General features: G+C 37.5%; 14 protein-coding genes. 6 read left to right on the top strand and 8 right to left on the bottom strand.

Features of this window, described 5'->3' with window-relative positions; translation table 11 throughout:
• Positions 1-16: 16 nt before the first annotated feature.
• Positions 17-1,543, bottom strand: a complete 1,527-nt coding sequence (locus tag J7623_RS01660) for a RagB/SusD family nutrient uptake outer membrane protein (RefSeq protein WP_291916475.1) — start codon at positions 1,541-1,543, stop codon at positions 17-19.
• Positions 1,544-1,588: 45 nt separating this feature from the next.
• On the bottom strand, positions 1,589-4,930 hold the full coding sequence (locus J7623_RS01655) for a SusC/RagA family TonB-linked outer membrane protein (RefSeq protein ID WP_291916473.1): 3,342 nt from the start codon (positions 4,928-4,930) through the stop codon (positions 1,589-1,591).
• A 512-nt stretch (positions 4,931-5,442) separates the two neighbouring features.
• On the opposite strand from J7623_RS01655, the gene J7623_RS01650 reads away from it, so the two are divergent.
• Positions 5,443-8,193 (top strand): prolyl oligopeptidase family serine peptidase, encoded by a 2,751-nt coding sequence (locus J7623_RS01650; RefSeq protein WP_291916471.1) that lies wholly within the window; start codon positions 5,443-5,445, stop codon positions 8,191-8,193.
• Between the two features lie 583 nt (positions 8,194-8,776).
• On the opposite strand, the gene J7623_RS01645 is transcribed toward J7623_RS01650, so the two are convergent.
• From J7623_RS01645 to J7623_RS01630, 4 genes are all read right to left on the bottom strand, one after another.
• The gene (locus J7623_RS01645) at positions 8,777-9,022 is read right to left on the bottom strand and encodes a hypothetical protein (protein WP_291916469.1); all 246 of its coding nucleotides are present in this window, start codon (positions 9,020-9,022) and stop codon (positions 8,777-8,779) included.
• Positions 9,023-9,260: 238 nt separating this feature from the next.
• Entirely contained in the window at positions 9,261-9,515 is a 255-nt protein-coding gene (locus tag J7623_RS01640) for a hypothetical protein (RefSeq protein WP_291916467.1), read from the bottom strand.
• Between the two features lie 144 nt (positions 9,516-9,659).
• Positions 9,660-10,208, bottom strand: coding sequence for a thioredoxin fold domain-containing protein (locus tag J7623_RS01635; RefSeq protein WP_291916465.1), 549 nt, complete (start codon positions 10,206-10,208; stop codon positions 9,660-9,662).
• A 40-nt stretch (positions 10,209-10,248) separates the two neighbouring features.
• Complete coding sequence (locus J7623_RS01630) at positions 10,249-11,772, bottom strand: hypothetical protein (protein ID WP_291916463.1); 1,524 nt, start codon at positions 11,770-11,772, stop codon at positions 10,249-10,251.
• Between the two features lie 1,004 nt (positions 11,773-12,776).
• Between J7623_RS01630 and J7623_RS01625 the strand changes: the two genes are divergently transcribed.
• From J7623_RS01625 to J7623_RS01615, 3 genes are all read left to right on the top strand, one after another.
• Positions 12,777-15,149 (top strand): outer membrane beta-barrel protein, encoded by a 2,373-nt coding sequence (locus J7623_RS01625; RefSeq protein ID WP_291916461.1) that lies wholly within the window; start codon positions 12,777-12,779, stop codon positions 15,147-15,149.
• A gap of 34 nt (positions 15,150-15,183) precedes the next feature.
• On the top strand, positions 15,184-17,919 hold the full coding sequence (locus tag J7623_RS01620; RefSeq protein WP_291916459.1) for a prolyl oligopeptidase family serine peptidase: 2,736 nt from the start codon (positions 15,184-15,186) through the stop codon (positions 17,917-17,919).
• A gap of 366 nt (positions 17,920-18,285) precedes the next feature.
• The gene (locus J7623_RS01615) at positions 18,286-21,036 is read left to right on the top strand and encodes a prolyl oligopeptidase family serine peptidase (RefSeq protein WP_291916457.1); all 2,751 of its coding nucleotides are present in this window, start codon (positions 18,286-18,288) and stop codon (positions 21,034-21,036) included.
• 575 nt (positions 21,037-21,611) lie between these two features.
• On the opposite strand, the gene J7623_RS01610 is transcribed toward J7623_RS01615, so the two are convergent.
• Together J7623_RS01610 and J7623_RS01605 are read right to left on the bottom strand one after the other, a co-directional pair.
• Complete coding sequence (locus tag J7623_RS01610) at positions 21,612-21,866, bottom strand: hypothetical protein (RefSeq protein WP_291916455.1); 255 nt, start codon at positions 21,864-21,866, stop codon at positions 21,612-21,614.
• 639 nt (positions 21,867-22,505) lie between these two features.
• Complete coding sequence (locus tag J7623_RS01605) at positions 22,506-22,739, bottom strand: hypothetical protein (RefSeq protein ID WP_291916453.1); 234 nt, start codon at positions 22,737-22,739, stop codon at positions 22,506-22,508.
• Positions 22,740-22,865: 126 nt separating this feature from the next.
• On the opposite strand from J7623_RS01605, the gene J7623_RS01600 reads away from it, so the two are divergent.
• A complete protein-coding gene (locus J7623_RS01600; protein ID WP_291916450.1) occupies positions 22,866-23,432 on the top strand; it encodes an RNA polymerase sigma factor in 567 nt (188 codons plus the stop codon).
• A 71-nt stretch (positions 23,433-23,503) separates the two neighbouring features.
• Complete coding sequence (locus tag J7623_RS01595) at positions 23,504-24,427, top strand: FecR domain-containing protein (protein ID WP_291916448.1); 924 nt, start codon at positions 23,504-23,506, stop codon at positions 24,425-24,427.
• Positions 24,428-24,464: the final 37 nt, after the last annotated feature.

Below are 24,464 nucleotides of genomic sequence, written 5' to 3'. Positions count from 1 at the left end.
AAAGAAGCCTCTCTTTTTAATACCCAGGATTTTGAACGAGATTAGGATCACTTGCTAACTCCAGATCTCTAAATGGATACAATTGCCAATTGTTATTCCAGGTGCCACCTTTTTGTGGAGTGACAATACTCATTACTTCATCAATTTTATGCGTCCGCTTGAGGTCGAACCAACGGTGTCCCCACTCAGTAAAGAGCTCAACTTGCCTTTCATGTAGGATAGCATCCAGTAGCGTTTCTTTGGAATTAGCAGTGGTTTTGGATAGTCCTGCTCTTTTACGGATTAAGTTTAAGTCGTCTGCCGCTCCGCTAGTATTGGATTGCTGCGCTCTGGCTTCAGAACGGATAAGATATTGTTCAGCCAGGCGTAGTACTATAGTATATTCATTAACAGCAATATTTCCCTCGCTGAGTTTATATTTATAAGCATAATAATAGGTATTGCTTGTAGTGTTATCTGCTTTTACAACAACACTGTCTATCCAGTTATTTTTCCGTTGATCTCCTTTTTCGAAGCTATTTATTACGTTATTACTTAAATATACAGGATAGTTCATAGCGAGAGTCGGTCCGGTAGACGGTAGAATGAAAAGGTTAGCATCTTCAGTATTTGGAATGGCCGTTGGATCAAGAGTTGGTTGCAACGACCATATTGTCTCCATACTATTTCTTAGAAAAGCGTTATTCAGGCTATCAAGATTATATTGCACTGAGTTGCTGATAACTAAGGTGGATTGTTTTTCAGCATTTACCCAATCTCCCATAAACAGGTAGGTTCTAGCCAATAAGGCGGTGGCAGCCCATTTATTGGGCCTTACCCTTTCAGTTGTAATGCTGGTTGAATTGCCGGCAATGTAGTTATCCGTTAACAGAGCTTGTGCATCTTCCAGATCACTAACGATTTGTTGATACACCTTTTGTTGGGAGGATCTAGCTAATACAGCATTTATTGTATAGTCTGTAGTAATTGCCAAAGGAATATCACCATATAAATTTGTAAGATAGAAATTGCAAAACGCTCTCATAAACTTAGCTTCTCCCAATAATTGCTTTTTTACCTTGGGTGTTAAAGATGTAGAGCTGCTAATACCTTCAATGGCTGCATTGGTGATATATAAAATAGGATAGATGTTATACGTGAAGTCCATTGCTCCGGTTGTTGACCTAGTGAGCCTGTTTTGATAGTAGGGGATATATTGTCTGGCGCCGCTATTGGCTCCGCCGAAAAGAATCAATTCATCAGCAGATAATCCAGGGAACAGTGTCAGTGATGTAAGTCCACCACCTCGTAATCCAGATGTCATTTTTGTATAGATACCAATAAGCACGGCGGATGCGGTTGCATCTGAATTATATACATTAATACCATTTGTACTGGTAATTGGAGGGTCAATACTAACTAATTTTTTGCATGCACATAAACTTATAATAAGTACAAATATGATAGGTTTGAGAAGCAGATTTTTTCTGATTCCTGACTGATATATTATTCGAATACTTGTCCGTGTCGAAAATGGATACCGCGTATTGAATGCTGTTTTCATAATATTTTTTTCTAATTATAGTTTCTCCTAAATTTAGAACGATTGTTATAAGGAAATCTTTCCACCGATGGCTACCACTCGTAATGGTGGAAGTACGCTTACATTTGTGGTTTCAGGATCTAAACCTATATATTTTGTAAAAGTTAGAAGGTTCTGACAGTGTATAAACAATTGGCAACCATTAAGATGAAGCTTTTCCCGCCAGGAAGTTGGCATTTGCCATGAAAGAGATATGTTCTTTAATCGAATATAGGATGCATCAGCCCATGCTTTATCACTTAATAGAGTGTTTGCCCAGTTGACAAATAAAGCGTCATCAGAATTAAATCTCTGAATTGGATTTTTATCGCCAGGTTTCTGCCATCTGTCTAATACACTTGTAGGCATATTAGAAAGGAAGCCGCCAGGATTGCTTGTGCCATATTGGTAACCTATTCCTTTCTGCTTTACAAATTGAAACAGAATATCAAGCTCGAAATTTTTGTATTTGAAATTGTTTTGAAGTCCGCCATAGAAGTCGGGATATGTTTTCATGAATACTGATCGATCATTTACATAGTCCGGATTAAATGTAGGATTACCTTTACTATCTTCATATTGATATTGTCCTGTTGTAGGATCTACTCCCAGGAGGTGATATAGTTTGGTACTCATCACTGGCTGTCCGACTTTCAGCCGAGTAAAATAGGCGGTTCTTTCAAGATTTGGAAAATCAATTAATTTGTTCTGCGGGATCGTTAAGTTGATATCGCTTGACCAAATGAAATTCTTCGTGCTTATGTTTTTGGTGGACAGAGAGAACTCCCATCCTGTATTTTGTATAGTTGCTGGAAAATTCTTTAATACAGATTGAAATCCGGCGAAAACAGGTAATACGTATGATAGTAACTGATTAGAAGATCTGTTATGGTTATAGTTGACGGAGAAAAGAATTCTGTCTTTTAATAACCCAAGCTCAAGGCCAAATTGTAATTTTTTAGTTTGTTCCCATGCTAAGTATGGATTAGTTAAATTTTGGGTACTGAGTCCAAGCACATTTTGATAAGGAACAGCTATTTGATCAAGAGGAGCATACAGGTTAAGGAACTGGTATTCGCCAATTTGGTCACTTCCTGTTAATCCATAACTTCCTCTCAATTTGCCAAAGCTTATAAATGGGAGGGCGTTTTCAACAAATTTCTCACCGGAGAAAATCCAGGCAAGTGCAGCAGAGCCAAAATTATGAAATTGGTTCTTGTCACCAAATCGGCTACTGCCGTCTCGTCGTGCATTCAAACTAATAATATATTTATCATCATAGGTATATTTTAGGCGGGAGAATAATGCATTGTATTTATATTGAGTAGCGACGGAAGACACAACATACAGCTGAGGTGCCGAATGAATATCTTCCAGAACAGCATCACTTAGATATCCGGAACCGTAAAATTGAACCTGGTTACTATTTGTTTCTTGTATAGTAGTTCCCAAAAGAGCATCGATTCTTCCCTTTTTTATTTCACGGACGTATGTCAATTGGGGCTCAATAATCCAGGTGGAGATGCCACTATTACTATAGCTGGCTGATCGAAGGTTGTATAAAGCATTATATTCAGGCCGGTTGGATAGCGAAGACACTGCAATGGTTCCATCTGATAGAATTCTGGTATATCCCAGACTTGTTTTTACGTCCAGACTAGGTACTATTTCATAACTAACAATCGCATTGCCTATTAGATTGGATGTATTAAGCTTATAGATATTATAAAGATATGCTGCCGGATTATAGTAAAATGTTGAATTGCCACTGGCGTCCGGAACCCAATTTAGCCCACCGTCTTTAGTGAACAAAGGTGGCGCAGTAGGAGGGAGAGTAAGAGCATAATTTGTTAAATCTGTGTTGGGAAGTCGGTTCTTGTCAACTAAATAGCTACCAGATGCCTGTAGCCGAAATTTTTGATTAGTAGATGTGTTGTTAATATTGAAGTGGAAGGATGTTTTCTGATCTGCGAAGTCGCCTGGAAACACGGTTGTTTCTTTATGAAATGTTCCGCCAATCAGGAACTGGGTATTGGTATTGCCTCCGGAAATGCTGCCTTGTATATCTGTGTAATGTGCAGTATTCCCTAGCAGTTCTTTCTGCCAGTCTGTAGATTTAGTTGTATCCCAGACACCATTGATATCATAATCAGTTGGATTTATAGGTTGCCCATCGTTTTTCTTTGCCTCATTTCGCATTTGTAAGTATTGCTTTGTATCCAGCAACTGCATTTTTCGTGTTAATTGCCCCCATCCGTTTTGTACGTTAACATCTAATTTGCTTTTCCCTGATTTTCCTTTTTTAGTAGTGATGAGCACGGCGCCATTGGCTGCCCTGGATCCATAAATGGCAGTGGCGTCTGCATCTTTTAAAACATCTATGCTTTCAATATCACTGGAGCTAAGGAAATTTAGAGGGCTTCCATTACTTATTATACCATAGTTGTTTGTGGACATGGAGGGAAGTAACTCGGATGTATATGGGATTCCATCTACTATATAAAGCGGATTGTTCCCATTTTGGAGACTATTTTCTCCTTGAATTCGTACGTTTACAGCAGCTCCCGAGAGTCCGGATGTTTGAGTAATGAAAATACCAGGTATTCTTCCCTGTAGTGCCAATATGGGATTGTTTACAGGCTGTTTTTCAATATCGGCTGCTTTTATGGTGCCTACATTTCCGGTATTCTTTCTTTTAGTTGTTGTTCCATATGCAATAACAACAGTTTCATCTAACTTGCCAATATAAGGCGCCAATTGTATTAATAAGGTGTTATTTTTTATAGGCATTTCTTTGGATAAAAAGCCTATGGATCTGAAAATAGCGATCTCGCCTTTATCAGCATTTGGAAATGAGAATCTTCCATCATCATTTGTTATGGCGCCTTTGTTCGAGTATTTCAGTGTTACACTGACCCCTGGGAGAGGGTTGCCTGCCTGATCCGTTACTCTGCCACTAACTGGAAATATAGAGCGGGAGGTATCAGCTGGATTGTTGTATACTGAAATTTGGTTAGAGGTAGCACCATCCTTGTATACAATAATTGATTTGTTTTTTAATAGAAACTTTATATCCTTTCTGTTGCTTAGCAAGAATTCCATTACTTCGGGAATCTCCGTTTGTTTAAAGTTTACACTTATAATTTGTGCATCATTTAAATCCTTAACAGAATTATTGAGTTTAACAACCAGCCCTGTTTGTTGATATATATTCTCGAATACATATCTCATGGAAACATGACTGGCAGTTAAGGTAACCGTACGCATTTGCCAGTTGTGGCTGGCGAATGATCGTGCAGTGTTAGATTCTATTACTAATGTTAATATTAAGAGCATTTTAACTAATGAAATAGTTATCGGCTTTTTCATAAACTGAATTTTAAAATTTGGTGCCTGGAGCAGTTTTGGTTGTGGCTTAATACAGTTCTCTTTTACCTATTACACGTTATAGGATGAATCGTACTATTAGAATTATATCCTATCTTATTTGAATTGTCCATTATATTTGAATACGTATAATATATTATATGTAATATTATATAAATTAACATTTTAATGTTTTGCGTAGATAATACTAGTACGTTTGTCTGGTTAGATGTGTTTTAGAAGTGTTATTTAACCATCTGGTGCGCGAAATATGAACAGTTAAGATGATGGAATTAATTGGCTTTTCTTTCTTAGTCGGTAAGTAGAAAGCAGGCTAATTGCAGTATGTTTTGTTAGATTACCAGATTGCAAATAGGGCTTGCAAAAAGGATGTAATAGGGAGGATAGGAATTTGATTGAGATTATTAGTGTCTTTATTGTCAATTAGGAACATTTCCTAAACAAATTAATAGTGTTGTTTTGTGACCATTAACTGATTTTATAAAAATTAAAGCATGAGATTTCTTAGTTTTTTTTCTCTTTTTATGTTAATCCAATGGTATTCTTTTGGACAAAATGTAAAGTCAAAAAAGAATATTAGAGTTCCTCTTATAAAGGATAAAATTTTAATTGACTCATCATGTTTTGGTCGATGGCCAGTTCCTCAATCGGGGGCGTTATCCGACAATGGAAAGTTCGCCTTTTTTTTTATTGAGAACGAGTATGAAGGTATTAGAACCTTAGTTCTTATAGCCACGGAGGGACTTTGGAAAAGAGAGTTTGGTAATATTGACGGAGTTGAATTCACTGCAGACAGTAAGCGGGCAATAGTTACCAAGTCAGACAAAGTTTATATCGTCAACCTTGGTACATCAGGTCTTGATAGTTTAGTAAACGTTAATTCACATAAGCTATCTGTTGATGGGGAAAGGATGGCATGTCAACTAAAGGATCCTGAAGGAAGACTTGTGGTGTTAAATTTTAAAACACAGAAGCGTACTTCTTTTTTTTCTGTTGTAGACTATTTATTCAAAAGTAGTAAAGAGATTGTTTTTGTTACAAACGATACGAAAAATAATGTTATTAGGAACTCACAAACCTTATACTGTGTTAATGCTGATAACGGAGTCCCATTTGTTATTTGGCAAAGCACTGAGTTTAAAGGTATAGTTCTTAGTAACGATAGTAGTTGCTTGGCGTTCATTTCAACTGATAAAAATAGCGCTGGCAGTTTAGACAGTATTGGGTATTACAAATTTGGATCAGGTACACTTCAGTTTATACTGTCGGGTATTGCAGGTATACAAAATGATGATTTGAAGTTGAGCCAGATTTCACGTTTCAGTACCGATAATACTCGTCTTTTTATTCTTTTGGAGAAGAAAAAATACGTTAATACAAAGCCGAGTATTGATCCTTCTCTGCCAGAGGTGTGGAATTTTAATGATAAGGAATTGCAATCAGAACAGATATTGAAAGATAATTCCAGGACTTATAGCGCCGTCATAGATATTCAAAGAAAGCAGTTGTTCCGCTTAGAAAGTGAACATGAGGTCACAGATATTAATTACCCACCACTGCAAGACTCAATTGCTATGGTTACCTATAGAGAAAATAATAGCATTTGGGAAGCAGATTGGAACCCAGCTTCTAGTTCAATATCATATATAATCTCCACAAAAACTGGAAAGAGTATAATGATTAATGAGATTGGTAGAATACCAGGTCTAAAGCTATCTTCGTATGGCAAATATTTAATATATTATAACATGAATGAAAATGCCTGTTTCACTTATGAAATAGGGAGCGGTGTTATTAGGAATATTTCAAAGGGAGCAAACAGTAATTGGGAAAAAAATAACGGACCAGATATCCTGGGTTGGCTGAAAAATGATTCAGGGGTAGTTATAGCGGATAGAAATGACCTATGGTTATTGGACCCCACCGGTGTTCATCAGCCAGTTAATGTAACAAATGGTTATGGGAAAAGGAATAATATTGTTTTTTTCTTAACCTGGAAAAGTTTATTCAATGGAACTATTGATTCCGACGAGCCCTTGTTTTTAACAGCCCTAAATTCAGAAACAAAGGAGAATGGTTTTTTTTCTGCTAAAATAGGGCAAATAGGAGATCCGGTTCAATTAACAATGGGACCTTTTATTTATGATATACCCTCTATGACTGTTCCTCAGGGATCAGGCATTACTCCCATGAAAGCAGCGAAAGCTAATGCTTATATTATAAGAAGAATGAGTGCTAAAGATTATCCTAACTTATTGTTCACAACAGATTTTAAAAAATTTAGAGCGCTAACCAATTTTCAGCCTCAAACTAAATATAATTGGTATACAACTGAATTGCACGAATGGAAGGCTCCGGATGGAACTCTTTTGAAAGGGATCTTGTATAAACCCGAAAATTTTGATTCCTCCAATCGATATCCAATAATCTTTAACTTCTATGAAAAGAAATCAGACGGATTAAATGCTTTTATAAGGCCTGAACAATTATCCGGAGGCGGGAATATTAATATCCCTTATTACGTAAGCAATGGATATTTAATCTTTTGCCCGGATATAGAGTATCGAATTGGAGATCCGTTGCAGGGCACATATGATGCAATATTATCAGCGGCAGAGCATGTATCAAAGCTTCCTTTTGTAGATGCTAGAAAGATGGCTTTACAGGGCTTTAGCTGGGGCGCAATTCAGGCTAATTACTTATCTACGGTTACAGAAAAGTTCGCAGCTATTTGCTCTGTGTCAGGGACAGCAGACTGGATAAGTGGTTTCGGTAGCTTAACATCAGAGGGACATAGTCTTCAGGGGATGTACGTTACGTCGCAGATGAGAATAGGAGCTACACTGTGGGAAAAACCGGAAATCTACATTAAAAATTCTGCAGTATTAGGAGCAGATAAAGTTTCTACTCCTATTTTGCTTGTCCATACTAAGGATGATGGAGGTTGCTTGTTTTCTAATGTGATAGAATTTTTTACCGCATTACGTCGTTTAGGGAAGAAGTCGTGGATGTTGGTTTATCCGGGAGATCATGGCATTGAAGGAAGGGAGGCTGTGGATATGAGTATACGTATGAAGCAATTTTTTGATCATTATCTGAAAGATATGCCAGCGCCGATATGGATGACGAAAGGTATACCAGCGAGGTTAAAAGGTATTGATAGGGGATTGAGTTTGGATTCTACAATTAAAACGCCAACAGCGTCTTTACTTGTAGATCCGATAAATAAAGCTGTCAGAAGATAATTTAATTTTATTTATCGGAGAAAAAGAACATGCAGATTTGATAACCTTACCTGGTTGAAAAGGCTGGCAGCTATGGCAGTTGCGAGTGAGATCTGGATCGGTTGTTAATAGTGTTGCAGTTATGATTAGTATACTTACTGGAAATATTCTATGTAGTTGAGGAGTAGCTAAAACATTACATTTTTCGACAACATCGATTGAGCAATAGCTGCGAGTAAATTAGCATTAAATACCAATGTATTGATGGCAAATGTCAATCTGGCATGTATTGTTAATTTTAAGTTATTTGGTTAGGCTGATTTTGTATAGATATCAAGCTGCCGAAAAGTTATATTTATTTTGATGAATTGTTCTAGTAACCAATAAAAGGGGGGACAATGTTGCGAAGCACATTTATTTATTGGTTGAATGGTTAAGCCAGTAACTAATACTGGTAGTCAGCCCTGAATAATTGTGATAAAGGTTGATATTGTTATTACCTTAAATAGGCGCAACATTCGTCCCTCCTGTATTTTCCCGTAGATTTGTCGAACCATGCAGCTGGCGATATATTCTTCTCTAAAAGTCAAGATAATTAATGATACTAGGCTGCTACTTTAACATAGGTGTTCGGACAAATAGTTAGAACGGAAAAATTTGTCATTTGCGTTGTAAAGGCTTCCGGGTCGAATGGATTAGCCAGAGTTAATTTTGTGATGAGAGGTACGGTACATTGGCCTCCGCCAGTATTCCTGAAGAAGGTAGTGGTAGTATTTGCTTTATATGCGCACGCAATACCCACAGTCGCTGCTATAGCAACACCTAATAGTAATATTTTTGCCTTTTTCATGATTGGAAATTTAAAGAAGTGTCAATAGAATATTTAAATAGATTAATCTGTTGGGATCCTATAGAAATACATTAACTATGTACTTACTTTAATCAACTAACCGATTTAGAACAGATATAATCTTTTTTAAAGCATTCTGGGTTGAACTTGTTAAACAAAAGGGGGGTACCCCATTAGAGAATACCCCCAAGTTCTGATAATATTCTATGTGCATGAATAATTGCACATATGGAACATTTTAGTTACCAGGAACGATTGTAATTTTAGGACAAACGTGAGCTGCATCTGGAGCAGTTGACAGGTTTGTAGTATAAGCACCCAATGGAGTGGTTACTGTAGTTACATCAAATTTGGTATTAGTCAAAAGGGCATCACATTTTCCAGCAACACCAGTTGAGTAAAATGCACGGATAGTGTTTGCCTTGAAAGCTAATGCACCACCTACAACGGCCAGAATAGCAACAGCTGTTAATGCTAATTTTGCTTGTTTCATAATGATAGATGCTTTTTAAATTCAAAAAGCTAAACTTTATTATTGAATTATGCCTACTCTTTTGTAATGGTTTTCGGCTTCTCCATTTTTCGGCTAGTCTAGCTTGCAATCTGAAACCAGCCTTATTTGATGTTACGCAACAACTTATTTATTAGCCAGTTCTATAATTTGTTCTGGTGCTATATTTCCAATGAATGTACCCCTGAGCCTTTTGTCTTTTCCATATACCATTATACAAGGCACGCTACCGATCTTAAAGTGATTCGCAAAAAAATAGTTATAGTCTTGTCCCATTGTAATATTTAGATATTGCTTAAGATCAAAATGCTTATAGAAATCCATCATTTCTTTGAAGGGGTAAGGAGTAAAAATAAAAAAGTGTATGTCTGTCAGTTTCTTTATTTCTTGGGTAATTTGCGTCATTTCTTTTTGGCAATAAGGACAGTCTGGCCGGAAATAAAAGAGTACCGTGGACTTGTTTGTTTCCTTCTTGGCAACGTCAATTATAGTGGCACTATCAGGTAATAAAAGATTAAATGAGGGTAATACCTGACCTTTTAATTCCGGATAACTCTCGCTTTGCTGTTCAGCAGCCTTTTTATAGCTAGCCCCAATGTATTTACTGGCGCATTCGAATACAATTAGCCCTAGTATAATAATGCCTCCAATTGTGAATATATCTTTCTTTGTCATGATAAATGATTTTAAACGTTGCGTTTATAAATCAATATTGCTATCTTATTTCCATTTCAACTGCAGGTTCAATATTTAACCTCGTCTCTTTTTCCATGGCTTTTATTACTAAGAACTCAATTAGTAGAAAAGCATAAGAGCTTGAAACTATTATGGGTAATAGTTGAAACCTAAGTGCTATTGGAGATGCAAACACGCTAAATCCAAAGTTTGTAGCCCATAAGAAGAAAACTAGTATTAAACCGGTCTTTAATACAGGGTATTCTTTATACCCCTTTAAAATAACGAAGCTTAGCAGGCTAAATACCAGGATAACGTTCATGGTACCTGTGAATACCGGATAGAAGTTCAAAGTACTTACATTGAAATCTTTAAATCGGGTCCTAATTTTGTTTGTTGGATAGTCAAACCAAACCGTAGCCATATAATTAACGCTGTCGACCCCCGTACTATATGTGCTGAGAAATTCAACGGGCGGAGCATAATATTTTAAGGCATTGGGTATTAAGTAATATTTAAAAAATTCATTAGGATATTGTTGTATCAGGAAAGTACCATATTCTTTCATCATTGGTGCAACACTAGCCCATTTCTTTAGTGCGGTGGCAGAACTATCTTTTTTAAATTGGCTTTCCATATAGAGGGATAACGGAGATTTTGGATCCCACATATAAACAGTGCTGGCAATAAGCGTTTCTGTTGGATGCTTTTTTACATCGCGGGTTGTATCGAAATAGGTCCTTACCATTCTGTCAATTTTTTGTAGACGAGGAGGAGCCTTTTTTACATGTGCGCTATCAACAAAACGATAGGCATACATTCCATTATTTGCTAGCTGCCATCCTGTAAACGGTGAGAACTGGCGAATTTCGGTTAATTTATAATACCTATAACTGGTGAATTGTACAAAAAGCATAATCAGCACAACACTCAACGAGAATCCAGCTATTTTAATCCACAGCTTGTACCGTGTCATTAGTAATGCAACTCCTTGTATGATTGGATAGTATAAGGCATTATATCGTATCGTGAAAAGGAGTCCCAGAATGATAGCATTTAAAATTATGGTTTTGCTTGTTGGCTCATAGCATATCCAGATTAACTGCGTTATCCAGATTAGACTAAGAGAAAAGAAGATGGAATCGCTTGATACATAATTTGCCAGATAAAGCAACACTGGATTAAAAATTAAGAAAGCAAACAGTAGAATCCGGGTTACTCGTGATGGATTATATATATAGAATATGCTAAAAAGAAAATAAAGCATACTAAATTGTGACAGCAGGTATTGGAACGCCACCAGAGCCGTGTCTGATTTGGTAAAAACGCTAAATAATCTAAGAAACTTTGAATATCCAATTGGATAAGTATTTATCGAGAAGTTATGATAGGCAGATTCTAAATAAACAAAGGAATCGCCATTAATAAATCCTGCAAAAGGATAAAAGTATTTGAATATGGTAAGTTGAACAAGTATTGATGGAACCCCAATCCATAAATACCATTTATATTTATTATCAGTGAATATCGTTCTGTTAAAAAGTTTGGATGCTTCTATTGCCATAGTAGTTATTTTAATCGTTTCCTTTTATTATTCCACTGAAGTTGTTAAATAGTACTATAGTACTTTCCCATTGTAAACAGTTGCATTTCCATTACAGGATTTAAGCTGTATTCATAAAATTTGTTGCCGATCCGACTAAGCAACATTCTAAAGTAATAAGCCACTGATGTTTATCCAACAGATCGGAAGGATATTCCATGGCCTGTTTATACCATCGATTGACGGGAGTTTTCAGTGTCCTATTGTTTTTAGTGCAATGCTTGCTACGGCATTTTTCAAAGAGTCAATACTTTTATAAAAGGAATTTTTAGTTTGATCCATCGACGTATTAGTTATTTTGAGTTATTCGGGTAATCCTGAAATTATTTTTATGGATGTGGATTATTCCGATAAATAAAAGCTGTGCATAGACTTAGTGAAAAGGCTAAATATAAGATAGCGCATAGTTTTTCCTAATAAGGGATTAAATTTTTGAGGGTTTGCATTTTACTTTAGAATCAATATGGCTATTAAACGTTAAGTATTTTTTGAAGATACCCGCGCCAACCGTGTACCATCATGGCCTTTCGTTGCTGAATTCAAAATTATAATCATCCACTGCAATGAGCATTCATTCCCTAAAAATTTTTTTGAAAATGTTGTTTTACGCTTTTTGTGGTCTACTGCATTTCTACTGCAATTAAAATAGTGAATTTACGACTATTGCTATGCCATATATGAAGCAAATATTATACTTGTTTGTTATCTCCTTACTATCGTTTCAAGGTAGATCGCAGACATCCAATACTGTCAGAATTACAGGTCGGATTCATGATAATACAATATCCGTATTTCTATCGGATGCTTCCGTTTTATGCCTGAGTACTAAGGACTCTTCTAAAGTATTGCTTACTCACACTGATAAGAGTGGATCATTTGTAATTGATGTTTTGCCAGGAAAATATTTTTTGAGGGTTTCATACCTAGGTTACAAGAATTTGGAATATCCAATAAATGCTGAGTTGATGAGAAGCTCTATAGAACTTGGTGTTTTAGATCTTGAGAGAATTGGTTTTACTTTATCCCAATTTGAGGTAAAAGGCATAAAAAAACAGGTTCGTATTAAAAGGGATACATTGGAGTTTAGCGCAGATAATTTTCATACAAAAGAGAATTCTTTGGTAGAAGAGCTCTTTAAGAAAATACCAGGGATGGAAGTAGGAAGTGATGGAAGTATTAAAATTAACGGTGAAATGGTAAAACAGATCCTGGTAGATGGCCGTCCTTTTTTTGTTGATAATCCAAAATTAGTAAGTAAAAATATGCTGTCTGAGTTGATAGATAAAATACAAATAATTGATAGGAAGAAAGATAGATTATCGCCACAGAATATTAATGAAAGTGGAAAGGAGAAGATAATCAATATAACTATAAGAAAGGATAAATTAAAACTAGTATCCGGACAATCATCTGCCTCATACGGATCAAAGGACAAATTCTCGGTGCATACAATGGCTAACAGGTTTCTTCCAAATCAGCAAATTGCTTTTTTTGTCAAAGGCGATAATATAAATGGATATCCAGATGGGGGAATTGAAGAGAGCGAGGGAATTTCCCGATCCTGGAATGCAGGAATGAATTACAGCGAGGACATTAGTCCCAAATTAAAAATATATAGCAACTACATTATAGAGAGTAATAAAAAAGACTATCAAAGGAAAAGTAGCAGGCAAAATTTTATTTCTGACTCAAGCTACTATGATCAGGAATCTAACATACTTAGCTCTTTTGTAAGTCATAGGATTGATACTCGGATTGAATTAAAAATAGATTCACTACAGACATTATCCTATTCAGTTTTGTTTAATTATAAAACAGACAAAGATATACAGGATAATAATTTTAGCATGTCAGATCAACATACGAATGTATTGAACAATGGAGTGATCAATAATACGATGAGTACGGGGAGTAATAATTTTTACAGTAGTCTAATCTATGATAAGAAATTCAGAAAGAAAGGACGACAATTGAATATAGAATTGGGAAATGGATATGCGGATATGAAGGGCGATAATTATAATGTCTCTAGCAGTCATTACATATTAGGGAATGGTGAATCTTTAAGGGATACCTTAAATCAAAAGAGAATCCAGTCTAGTGTTGTTAAATATACGCAATTAACATTGTTGTATACAGAACCGGTGAAAGATCATTCATTGACTTTTTCGTACGTGTATACCCGAAGGAATTCTCCATCTAATAATCCTGTTTTTGATTATGATCGAAATAAGAAAAGTTATACGCTCTTTAATGATAGTTTAAGTAATTCGGTAGGGAATGTTTCCTTTTATCATTATGGAGGACTATCACTAAGTACTTCTAAAACGAAATATGACTATAGCTTTTCACTTTTTACTTTAATCGGAGATATGAATAATAGCAATTATAGTCATCATGTAGATACAAAGCTTCGTAGTTTTGATCTGTTACCTAATGTTTCTTTTAATTATTACGTTGACGCAGGTAGGAAGGTAAGTTTCTCGTATATTTTAAATAGTCAATTGCCGGATGTGAGCCAGATACAGCCGATTGTTTATAGCGCTAATCCTTTGTTTATTCAACTGGGAAATAGAGATTTAAAGCCGGCCCATAATCACAGCTTACTGCTATCATACAGTAGCATAAATGTGGAGACGTTGAAAAGCCTTTATATCATGTTGAATGGTATGTTTTTGAGTAATAAAATCGTCAACGCAACATGGACGGATTCCCTGGCCCGGCAAATTACCCAGCCGTTGAATAAAAGTGGTGCCTATATGCTGCAACTATCCGTTAACACCAGTTACCCCCTTAAGGCAAAGGGAAGCACTATCAAGTTTGCCAGTTTAGTGCGTCTGAATAAGAATGTTAATTATTGGAATGGAAAAGATGGAACCAGCGTTGAGGTAGCAGCGATGCAGTCGGTGGGCTTATTTTATTCCTGTAAAGAGCAATTTGATCTTTCTCCGGCGGTAACGTTTGATTATAGTAATCTGAGGTATTCAGATGGAGGGCAGAATAACCAAACCTACCTCAATTATAGATTCTCCCTGGATTGGAATGCGAATATTTTTTGGGGTCTTTCTCTTGGAGGAAGAGTAAGATATAATTTAAATACCGGAAGTACCGCGGGTTATAATTTAAGTACGACCATTATTAATGCATATTTATCGAAGCCCTTGATGCCTAATAGGCAATTAGTGATGAAATTCTACGGATACGATTTGTTGAATAAGAATGTATTTAACGCCAGAACTATTGGAGAAGGGTTTGTTGAGAATGTTCAATCTATTGGACTGCAACGATTTTTTATGCTGCAACTAACTTATACTTTCAAGAATAAATCGACCAGGTGATAATTTACTGCTTCACTTATGTTAATTAGTCTCTATGCGTTTGATAAGAGCCCTTTGCCTGAGTATTGCTTTTTACTCCCTCTTTTCGTCGGTTCGTGGCCAGTCCATCCATACTATAGCAGGTAAAGGGTTAAAGCGGGTGATTGATTCGAGTGTCTATGATAAGTGGGCTTCGGTAGTGGAAGGAGAGATCAGCAATGATGGGAAATTTGCTTGTTATATTATTGAGAATGCACCTGGGGGATATCGGACTGGTGTAGTTAGGTCTCTATTGAATAGTTGGAGGTTTGTTATACCGTATATCTCTGGTGCAATAACAATAGCATCCAATTCGCGTATTGCTGTTTGGAAAAATAGTAATGACAGTTTGGGGATAGCAGAGTTAGGAACTCCCCGGGTTATTTATTATCCCGATGTATCCTCTTTCCAAATGAAAGGAGACTATTTATTTTTTCGCCCAAAAGGAATAGATAACAAGTTGGTGTTGAGGCATATAAAAACAGGAAAGCTGAGTTCTTATGTAGGTGTTACGTTCTATCACATAAGCGATAATGGAAAGGTCATTATCCTGCTGCAGGTTGGAGCGGACGGAAAGGAGCAGGTACTTAATATCGCCAATGAAGGGAATAGTGAGGTTTATAGTATATGGAGAGGAGGAATAATAGACAATATTACGATGGATAGTGAAGGCCGTCAGCTAGCTTTCATTGTAAAGAATGAGAAGAGCCGATGTCAGGAAGTATGTCTCTATGACATTTCTAGTCATTCTTTAAGAAGTTTAGTTTGCGATTCCTCTATTGGGATTGAAAATGGTATGAGCGTAAGTGGGATATTGAAGTTCAGTGAGAATCGACAGCGTTTATATATTACATTAGGAGAAGGTATCCCCCAAATACCGCAGCGTTCCAATGCAGTACAAGTTGACGTTTGGAGCTATAACGACCTGCAGCTTCAGTCTCAACAACTAACAAACCCCTTATTCCGTAATTATACCGCTGTAATAGATGTTAATAAAGAAAAGATTGTTCAACTGGAATATCCTGATGAATGGTTGATACTACCTAATCCGAATTACGGATCGGATGAATTTGTATTGATAGGAAAGCAGCAAAGCAACGGATTAACGGGAGAAATAAAATGGAACGCCAGTTGTAGAGTGCATTGGTACCTCGTATCAACAAATAATGCATCAAGAAAGTCCCTATCTTTTATAAGCGACAGTAAGTTTATTGAATTATCACCTTGCCAGCGGTATATAATTTACTTTAATAAAGAACTTGATGACTATTTTTCGTATGAAATAGCAACAGGTGAGATTAGAAATCTTACGCAGAATATAAAGGAAGTCTGGACAAATGATAAAAGTAATGAGTATTATCGTAATAGGAGTATAGGAGGATGGGTGAAGAATGACGCTGCTATTCTTATTTATGGACGGAATGACATCTGGCAAATCGACCCATCTGGAAAGGTTCCTCCATTGAACCTTACAAATGCTTATGGCAGGGAGCATAATTTGATTTTTACATTGGCGATGGATCCGTATAACCAGCGTTGTTTATCACCTGACGAAATGCTTTTCATTTCAGCATTTAATAGAGAAACGAAAGACGGTGGATTTTATAAGAAAAAGCTTGGTAGTATAGGTAATCCGGATTCGTTGATAATGGGCCCTTACGTTTATGACATAACAGAAAATAGAAGTATTCAAAGTCTCTACGGTTTTCGTCCGGTGAAGGCATTGAACGCAGAGAAGTACATTGTAAAAAGAATGAGCGCTACAGATGCGCCTAATTATTTTGTTACAACCGATTTTAAGAAATTTAAGGCCATAAGTGACTTACAACCTCAGAAATATTATAATTGGTATACTTCGGAGCTACATTCCTGGAGATCTTTCGATGGAATGAGACTTAAAGGGATTTTGTATAAACCTGAAAACTTCGATTCTTCCAAAAAGTATCCAGTTATCATTCATTATTATGAAAAAAGAAGCGATGCGTTAAATGCTTATTTGAGTCCAGAGGCCTTAGCAGGTGAGTGTAATATAAGTATACCATACTATGTAAGTAATGGATATTTGGTATTTTGCCCTGATATCCATTATATTGTTGGCGACCCAATGGAAGGAACATATGCATCGATAGTTTCTGCTGCATTATATCTGATGAAACTTTCATTTGTTAATCCAAAGAAGATGGCCATACAGGGTGGAAGCTGGGGAGGAATTCAGACCAATTACCTGGTGACAAGAACTGGGCTGTTTGCTGCTGCTTGTTCTGCATCGGGAATGGCGGATTGGGTGAGCGGCTACGGAAGTTTGCAGGGGCATGGAGCAAGTTTGCAGGGAATGTATGAAGTAGGACAGTTTAGAATGGGAGGTACACTATGGGAATTAAAGGACAAGTATATTAAGAATTCCCCGGTTTTTTCGGTCGATAAAATTTCAACACCAATTTTGTTAATGCATACCCAAAATGATGATATCTGCCCGTTTTCGAATATTGTAGAATTTTTTACAGCGCTACGGCGCCTGCATAAGAGATCCTGGATGTTAGTGTATCCTGGTAATCACGGTATATCTGGAAGTGAAGCAAAAGATTATAGTATTCGTATGAAGCAATTTTTTGATCATTATTTAATGGACAGCCTTCCCCCAATTTGGATGACAAGAGGGATACCTGCAGGCAAAAAAGGCGTTATAACCGGACTTGAGCTTGATGACAGTATTAGAATGCCATTACCGATGCTAACCACTAACGGACAATAATTGAATGATGCCTGATTGTAGAGCAGGAAATGTTAGTTATTTTTTTACCGAATGGGTGATGCGCCCCGTTTTTTTGTTTGGTTTTATATATAATTAATTGTAAATATTTAATTTATTTATTTGTGTTTGAATAAGTAGTACGTTTTCTTAAGAAAAGTGTTTCAGTATAATTGATTTGACGAAGGGTTAATCATCTTAAACAGAGATGAAAGAGGGAATTTCGGTAAGATTTTGCAGCCTACTTTAAATAACTAAATATAGAGAGACGGATGAAATTTTACTTCAGCATCAGGCTTATCTGGCTGAATCTCCCAATAAGTTTTAATTTGTTTTGTAACCATTAGCTAATCTGGTAAAAATTAAGTCATGAGATTTTTAAGTCTTCTAGCATTTTTGGGATTAGTCAAAGTATATTCTTTTGCACAGAAACAACCATCCAAAGAACAAATTAAATCGGCAGGTAGAATAGATAAGCTTTTGATTGACTCAGGCTGCTATAATCGATGGCCGGTGCCGACGGGAGCAGTGTTAACAGGCAATGGCAGATTTGTTTATTCTTTGATTGAGAATGATGTTACTGGAGGTAGTACCTGGATTATTCAAGCAACAGAAGGAGTTTGGAAGAGAGAATTTTACAATATCGATAGAGTTAAATTTACCTCCGACAGCAAGCAGGCCATTCTGGTAAAGGCAGACAAAATTTATTTAGTTCGGCTCGGTACCTCTGGTCTTGATAGCATAGTTAATGTATCTTCTTACCAGTTATCCCCAGACGGGAAATGGCTTGCATATCAGCAGAAAGGATCTGAAAAAAAGCTTGTGGTTCAAAATATCAACACCAACAAAGGGTCTTCTTTTTTGTCTGTAGCTGGTTTTTTCTTTGGCAAACGTAAAGATATAATCTTTATGAGAAGGGATGCGGAAAATGAAGGTGGAAGTGGCTCTCAAGTGTTGTGCTATGCTAATATTATAACTGGCGATACCTTTAATATTTATAGGGGTGAGGGTATACGCAGTGTAATCTTCAGTACGGATGGTAATAACATGTCTTTTATTGCGAAAGATAAAAGTGCAAACAACAATTTGGAAGGTATTTGGTATTATCAATTGGGATCTGATAAACCTGACTTAGTTTTATCCGGTTTACCATGTTTGCAATGCGATAGTTTGAAATTGAACCTGTTGTTGCGTTTCAGTAATGATAATAACCGCCTGTTTGTTACATTAGAAGATATGAAATATCTTGGGAAAAGTATTGATCCAGCCCTACCTGATGTATGGAGTTTTAATGACAGGAAATTACAGTCGCAGCAATTGTTGGAAGATGACTCGAGAACTTATAATGCAATAGTAGATATACAAAAGAAAGAGTTATTCTCTTTAGAAAAGCGGGATGAGATTGTAGTTATTGATAATCAACTATTGCAGGATTCGATAGCTATACTGATACACCAACAAGATGAGGGCAGTTCAGAACTAGATTGGAACATGGCGTCTATACCAACATCATGTCTGATTTCAACTAAAACCGGAAAGCGAATATTAATTAACGAAATCAGTAAAAATCAAAGCCTTAGTCTGTCAGCGTTTGGTCGGTATGTAATTTATTTTGATGAAAGAAAAAGAGATTATTTCACCTATGAAATAGGTACGGGAATTATTAGGAATGTCACAAAGGGAATAAACGCCAATTGGGAGGTAGAAGGGTATAGAAAATTAATAGAAGGTTGGCTTCAAAATGATTCAGGTGTAGTTATGAATGAAAGGAATGATATATGGCTATTAGATCCAACAGGGGCTCATTCACCAGTTAATCTTACTAACAGTTATGGAAGAAGGAAGAATATTATTTTCACACTAACATGGAACAGTTTATCGGATCTTGATATTAATTCCAAAGAACCACTTTTTTTGACGGCTTTTAATTCAGAAACAAAAGAGAATGGCTTTTTTTCTGCCAATTGGAGTGGAGGCATAGATCCGGTTTTGTTAACAATGGGTCCTTTTATCTATGATATACCTTTCAGTACTGCCATTCCCCAGGGATCCAGTTTCTCTCCTGTTAAAGCGGTGAACGCTAATGCTTATATTGTTAGAAGAATGAGTGATGCGGAATATCCCAATTTGTGGTTTACAAAAGATTTTAAGAAATTTAGGAGGTTGACCAATTTTCAACCTCAGGTCAGATATAATTGGTACACAGCAGAGTTGCACGAATGGAAGTCTCCTGACGGCCTTCCTTTACAGGGAATCCTTTATAAACCAGAGAATTTTGATTCTACCAGGAAATATCCAGTAATTTTTAATTATTATGAAAGGAAATCGGATGGGCTACGCGCATTTATAATGCCATCAGAACTATCTAGTGGTGGAAATATTAATATTCCTTATTATGTTAGTAATGGGTATCTGGTCTTCTGTCCAGATATAAAGTATACTGTAGGTGATCCAATGCAAGGAGCTTATAATGCAATTGTGTCTGCTGTAGAGCACTTATCAAAATTGTCTTTTGTTGATGCAAAAAAAATGGGTTTGCAAGGTTTTAGCTGGGGAGCAATTCAAACTAATTATTTGATCACGGCGACGAATTTGTTTGCCGCTGCTTGCTCTGTGTCCGGTATTGGAGATTGGATTAGCGGTTTTGGAAGTTTAGCGCCTTCAGGAATCAGCTTTCAGGCACTGTATGTTGGAGGGCAGCTAAGAATGGGCGAGGCAACACTTTGGGATAAACCAGAAATTTACATTAAGAATTCTGCAGTTCTTAATGCCAATAGAATTTCGACGCCAATATTACTGGCTCATACCAAAGATGATGGAGTTTGCCAGTTGCCAAATATCACAGAGCTATTTACCGCATTGCGCCGTCTTGGGAAAAGATCCTGGATGTTAGTTTATCCTGGTGATCATGGTATTGAAGGAAAGTCAGGTATGGACTTTAGCATCCGCATGGCGCAGTTTTTTGATCATTATTTGAAAAGGAAACCTGCGCCAATATGGATGACAAAGGGAGTGCCGGCGAAGTTGAAAGGAGTTTATAGCGGATTGGATTTGGATTCTTCCACTAATACACCAAAAGGGACCTTATTTATTGGTGCCATAGATAAAACTACCAATTGATGATTGGCAGCTTGACGTTAAGTGCTAAAAGCGCCTTGCTGGAGTATTTCTTTATGGGGAAGTAATTATCATAATCTTAGGACATGGGTGCGCAAGATCACGACCAGTTGAAAGATACGTAGTGCGTACTCCGGGAAGATTTGTCATCCAGACTACTTCCCATTTTGCATTTGTGTAGAATTCGTCGCATTCTCCACTGGCGCCACTTGAGTAAAATGACTTAATAGTGTTTGCTTTGAAGGCTAATGCTCCTCCAATAACTGTTAGAATAGCAATGGCTGTTAATAATAGTTTTGCTTGCTTCATGATGATAGACACCTTTTTAAGAAAAGGCTTAAAGTTTAAGGTTTAAGAATATCTGCGCTGTTATGTATTTAGAGGCTTGGTGTTTTCTTGACTATTTCCAATCTATGGCCAGGCACAACGTATATTGATTTATCAGTGAAACTATTGTTCGAAATGATAGTCCTGCTACTTGAATCTGATATATAGAGTTTTTGTCGAGCCTATACGATTCCAGAATGGATTACTGACCGGATATGTAGTTTGAACTTTTTAAATGCGAATAGACTATTTTATAAAACCGGAACAATTGTGATTTTAGGACATGCATGAGCGGGATCTGGAACAGTTGAAAGATTTGTAGTGTACGCACCAGGAAGAGAGGTAATCGTTGTTATATCATATTTGAAATTACCAGCAAATGCGTCGCATTTTCCAGCAACGCCCGTTGAGTAAAATGGATGAATACCATTTGCTTTGAACGCCAATATACCACCCACAACTGCCAGGACTGCAATAGCCAATAATGCTAATTTTGCTTGTTTCATAGTAATGTATGCTTTTTAAATTCAAAAGTTAAACTTTATATTGAATGATACCTACTCTTTTATAATGGTTTTCGGCTTTCCCATTTTGACTAGCTCAGCTTGTAATCTGAAACTAGCCTATTTAATATACTGCAATAGTTTATAGTCAGTTTGATGATCAGATCAGGTATTATGCTGCCAATGAATGCTCTCTTAAGTCATTTATATTCCCTTGTACTGTAATATAAGAGGAGCTTCCAATTTTAAATTAACTTGCAGAGATGTATTTGTATTTCTATGTGTTGTTATAAGGATAAAAGCTACCATAAAGTTAAGTGGTGAAAAAATAAGCGTGACTGTGTCTTCTAATCTTGACAATATGAAGGATATCTCATTATATTAGGAAATGAAGGCCGGTGTTTGCCCATTTTTTATCATCCGATTGCTTTTTAGCACTGATGCGATTCTTCCTCTTGTTGTCGTATAGGGGAGTTAAGAAGAAATTGCTTGGGTATTAGTTTATCATAAATGTTAGTGGGAATTGTGATTGGATTAATACGCCGTATATACCTACTCTCCGGCCAACTCAACACAAACGCCGCAATCCCTCCAATCAAAATAAAACTCAACGCAATCCTTGCTCGCTTCATAACGCAAAGTTTATTGCCCAATAACAATATAAGTCTCACACCTCCCCGGCTTCCTCGCCAGCTTCACCTCCTTCCCTGGCATCCGCGTATCCATTACTACGCTGTAATAGATAGTAGTAGGCACCGTACACTCCCCGCCATAATACGCAGGTCTGTAATAAACCGTTGGCATAAAATACGCCACCGCGCCGCCGGCTATACCAAGCAACGCTATCACCACTAATATGATCCTTGCTTTTTTCATACTCCGAATTTACTACAACCGCCTGCAATGCCCCCGCACCTCATAGCGCCAAAAGATAACACTAACTTAAAACCCCTCTTCCTCCAAATCCACTATTTTGCCGCCGCATTGTCTAAATCATGCGTCATGCAATCCATTGAAGATATCGAGTTGCTGCATCTTATCCGCGCTGGGGATCAGAAAGCTTTTGAACGCTGTTTCAATCGCCACTGGGCCGTGCTATATGCTTTTGCGTGGAAGATCCTGGGGAGTGCGGATGATGCCAAGGATGTGGTGCAGTTGGTATATATATCATTATGGTCAAGAAGGGAGCGGCTGAATATCAAGGGGCCGTTGGAGAATTATTTGCTGCAGGCGGTGCGGTTTCAATCGCTGAAGAAACTGCAGGAGATCATGAACCGGCCGGAGGAGCTAGACCGGGTGCAGGAGTATATTTTGCCGGTATTGAATGATATATGGGAGAAGATGGAGGAAGCGGATGTGTTCAGGGAAATAGATGAACAATTAAATTCGTTACCTGTAAAAACGCGGGAGATATTTTTATTAAGCCGCCGGCATCATTTGTCGATAGCGGAGATAGCCCAAAAATTAAACCTCTCGGAAAAAACGGTGAGAAACCAGTTGCATATGGCGCTGAAGGCCTTGCGACACCATATTGCGGTGGCGATGTTACTGGTAGAATTCATCAGTTAATAATTCCTTAACCTACTTCTTCGGGACAACCGTCCCTTGTAAAGGAACATATCTATAGAAGCATGTTCCGGATGAATATTTCACAGTTTAGAAGAATGGTCGATAGCTACCTGGCGGGGAATGCCTCCCGCAGGGAAGCGGCGGTATTGCAGCAATGGCTGGATAAGGCCATGGCAGAAAAAGAGCTGCCGGCAGATGCGGAGTTGCATCGGCAAGAGGTATTGGACAACCTACGGTTAGCTATATACGAACCGCGCAGGATCAGTTTCTGGAAGTATGGCATGGCGGCGGCGGCGAGTGTATCGCTGCTGGTGGCGGCAACCGTGTATCGCTTTGAGCTGCAGGACTGGCTCAATCCCGTGCCTATTGAGCGGGTAACGGCGTTGAAGTACCAGGTGAAGAAGGTGGTGTTGCCGGATAGTTCGGTGGTGGTGTTGAATGGCGGTAGTACCGTGATGTATCCGAAATATTTCCGTGGGCGGCAGCGCAGCATCAAAGTAAATGGGGAAGCATTTTTCGAGGTGATGCCGGAGTCGGCGCCATTTATTATTACAGGGCCTAACCTGAAGGTGCAGGTGTTGGGAACATCGTTTGTGGTAACGGATAGCGTTGGTATCCAGTCGCCGAAGGTAAGTGTGAAATCGGGTAGGGTGGCGGTAACGGCAGAAACGGTAACGCGGCAGTTAGGGGCAGATGAGGAGTTGATATTTAACAAAGAGCAGCAACAAATTAAAATATATAGCCACCAGGAGGTGAACACCGGGTGGATCAGTAACAAGTTAATATTTAATGAATCGGCATTGTCAGCGGTGTTTGGGGAGATAGAAAAAATGTATGGGGTGAAGATCAGCTGCGGAAGCCCGGCTACGGCAGGGTTGAAGTTTACAGGTGCTTTTGAGGAAGCAGATACCCTGGATGATATCTTAAAAGTAATTTCCCTTTCCTATCGGTTAACTATTCATAAAAACAAGGACGGTACCATTTTAATCAAATAGCATCACAATAGTAGCTGAAGTAAAGCCTGGCAGGCCG

Origin of the sequence: Chitinophaga sp. (genome assembly GCF_017745275.1) — a bacterium.
Taxonomy (GTDB): domain Bacteria; phylum Bacteroidota; class Bacteroidia; order Chitinophagales; family Chitinophagaceae; genus Chitinophaga.
Note: the sequence above shows the minus strand (reverse complement) of the source record. Positions and strands in the feature narration are given on the sequence as shown.